Origin of the sequence: Achromobacter sp. GbtcB20 (assembly GCF_019091095.1) — a bacterium.
Lineage (GTDB): Bacteria > Pseudomonadota > Gammaproteobacteria > Burkholderiales > Burkholderiaceae_B > Achromobacter > Achromobacter mucicolens.
In genome coordinates, this window is the sequence record NZ_JAGXJZ010000824.1 from 1 (window position 1) to 242 (window position 242).

The window sequence follows — 242 nt, forward strand, 5'->3', positions numbered from 1 at the left end:
GTCACGCTGGCGAGGTCCTTCACCAGGCGGTAGGCGTAGCTGATCTCGGCGCTGCCGGCCGCGGAAAAGTCGCCGCTGGGCGCCGCGTACGGGCCCCTGCGGTAGTCGAGACGGCCGACCAGTTCCGGGATCAGGAAGTTGACGTCGGTCCAGCCCTGGCCGTGGGCGTGGCTGCGCTGGTTGACCGGCATGCCGTCGACCCAGGTCGCGAGATCGGTGCCGTGATCGAGGTTGAAGCCGCG

The 242-nt window shown here is 69.8% G+C and carries 1 pseudogene; it reads right to left on the reverse strand.

Annotation, left to right across the window (positions count from 1 at the left end):
• Positions 1-242 (reverse strand): annotated as a pseudogene (locus KVT32_RS31265) (TonB-dependent receptor plug domain-containing protein); the annotation flags it as partial.